Annotated in this window: 2 protein-coding genes; both read left to right on the top strand. The window is 39.6% G+C overall.

From position 1 onward, the window contains the following. Positions 1-281 (top strand): hypothetical protein (locus ADH54_RS09955; RefSeq protein WP_049524999.1); only part of this gene is annotated, 281 nt, incomplete at its 5' end. Further along, positions 223-2586 (top strand): VirB4-like conjugal transfer ATPase, CD1110 family, encoded by a 2364-nt coding sequence (locus ADH54_RS09950; RefSeq protein ID WP_049524998.1) that lies wholly within the window; start codon positions 223-225, stop codon positions 2584-2586. The genes ADH54_RS09955 and ADH54_RS09950, both read left to right, overlap by 59 nt. The last annotated feature ends 118 nt before the right edge of the window (positions 2587-2704 follow it).

The following is a 2704-nucleotide window of genomic DNA, read 5'->3' as shown; positions in this document are numbered from 1 at the left end:
TGTGTTTGATAATAGCTGTCTCAGGGACAATTGCTATTTACTTCTTTGGTCTACCTGATTGGTACATCTATCTTTGGGATGCTCTATTTGTCGTTCCTGGAGGAATGTACGGTACGGGAATGACTAAGCGAATGCGGATTAAAGAAAAAATCAATTTCTTTTTCCGAATCCAACAACGAACCTATGAGACAGAATTTGGAAAGGTAGGAATGTATACGAAAGATGAGTTTATTCAAAAGCAAAAGAGAAAAACTAGAAAAAGCAGAAAAGAAAAAAATTGATCGTTTGCGTCGCCAGATGAAACCTACAACTCAAAACACGATCAATTATACGCTGCTCCATGAAGATGGATTGATGCATATTGCACGTGAGAAGTATTCTCGTAGCTTTATGCTGGGGGATGCTTCTTACTCGACAGCTCAACAAGATGAAAAAGAGAGCATCATCGATACAACGATGGATGCTCTTAATTCACTGGATGAGGGAAGTAACTACCAGCTCTTAGTCATTAACCGTCGAGTATCGGATAACTCCTTGCAGAATATCTTGTTTGAAGAAACAAACGATGGCTTCGATGACTATCGTGAAGAGTTGAACGAGATGATCAAGGAGCGATTTACGACACATGCTAACAACTTCGAGGTACATAAGTATGTGACCATTTCAACGAATGCGGATGATCGAAAACAGGCGCAGTTGTTACTACAAGATATTGGAGTTTCCCTAGGGACTCAGTTCCAGGAATCTGATATTACTTTTAGGGATATGAATGGTTTGGATCGCCTAAAAGTCTTTTCTGAGTTACTACGAGGTAACCCGTATGTCAATTTTGATTACAAAGAAATTGCTTTGACAGGTTTATCTACTAAATCATTTATTGCCCCAAACAGGATTGAATTTCAAGAAAAACGCATGATTATAGATGATAGTTGGGTCAAGGTACTCTATGCCCACCGCTATCCTAACTGGATGTCTGATCGTCTCATTCGTGATTTAACAACACTAGGATTTGAACTAGCTATTACTATCCATGCAGAACCTTATGAGAACGTTGAAATCTTAGAGAAGATTGACGATGCAGAAACAGATGCTGAAATTGGGAAGTTACGTTCTAAACGTAAGGCGGCTCAATCTGGTATCTTTGATGATGCGGTGGTTGCTGGTCGTGACCAAGAAATCTCAGAAGCTACCAAGAAGTGGCGAGACGAGATTACTGAGTATGATCAGAAAATCTTCTCTGGTTTGATTGCAGTGTATTTTAAGGCAGAGAGCCAAGAGGAACTACAGCGTAATGAACAAAAGATTAAGCGTGCTGGTCGTAAATTAGGAGTAGAGTTTGAAGATCTTTATTATTATCAAGAAGAGGCTTTGAATACGATTCTACCTATCGGTGAGTGCTTCTTGAATGTGAAGAAGAATTTTATGAGAAAAATGACGACAGCTAATATTGCTACGCAAGTCCCTTTTACTAACGTGGATTTGAAGTCTGACAGCTCACTTGCTCGCTACTATGGCCAAAATCAGTTATCAAACAATATCATTACACTAGATCGAAAACGTGATTTGAACACGGGTTCAGGTGTTGTGCTAGGTTCTTCAGGATCTGGTAAATCTACGACAATCAAGGGTGGAGAAGTCATTCCGACTTTGCTGAAATATCCAGAAGATCGAGTTATCATCGTGGATCCCGAAGATGAATATTCTGATATTGGTCGAGCTTTCGGTGCTCAGATGGTGGATATTTCGATTGGTTCTAAAACACATATCAATCTCTTAGATTTACCAGACTTGGATCGTTTGGATGATGAGGATGACGATCCGATTGGAGATAAGGCAAACTTATTGATGGGATTGTTTGAATCGATTCTATCTGAGGTGACAGATGCCCAGATTGGGATTATTGACCGGGTAACAGGAATGACTTATGAGCGTTATTTGACAGAGGATTTCACTCCAACGTTAAAAGAGTGGCACCAGGTCTTGAAAGAACAACCAGAGCCAGAAGCTCAAGATTTGGCTTTGGCGGTAGAAACCTATACAACTGGTTCTCAAGATATTTTCGCTCACAATACCAACGTGGATCTCAATCATCGCTTTGTTATCTTTAATCTGAAGAAGTTGTCGCATAAGTTGAAGCCGTTCGCTTTAATGGTTATTCAGGATTATATCTGGAATCAAATTGTAGAGAATCAAGGAAAATGTACTACATGGGTGTACTTTGATGAGATGCAGATTCTGTTTAAGAATAAGGCTCAAGCAGACTTCTTTACTACGTTGTATTCACGGATTCGGAAATACGGTGCGATTCCAACAGGAATTACCCAGAACGTAGAAACACTAGCTGCTGTTGAAGAAGGTCGGAAGTTATTATCAAATAGTGAGTTTATGATTTTACTCAAACAAAAACCCCAAGATTTGGCTATCTTAAAAGAGATTGTTAACTTGACTGACAAACAGATTCGCTACTTGGCTAGACCAAAAGCTAAAGGTACTGGCTTAATTGTAGCAGGGCCAGTTGTAGTGCCATTTGAAAATCCAATCCCTAAGAATACTAAGTTATATAATTTAGTCGCAACAGACGCTTAGGAGTCTCGCTATGGATCAGGAGAAAGGCAGACCAAAAACAATCGGTCATAGGTTAGATCGAAAGCTAGAAAAAGTTCGTAAGAATTACCGAACGGTTCAACAAGATAGCGCAAAACAA

It is taken from the genome of Streptococcus pseudopneumoniae (assembly GCF_001072315.1).
Taxonomy (GTDB): Bacteria; Bacillota; Bacilli; order Lactobacillales; family Streptococcaceae; genus Streptococcus; species Streptococcus pseudopneumoniae_R.
This window is presented reverse-complemented; position numbering and strand designations above follow the sequence as displayed.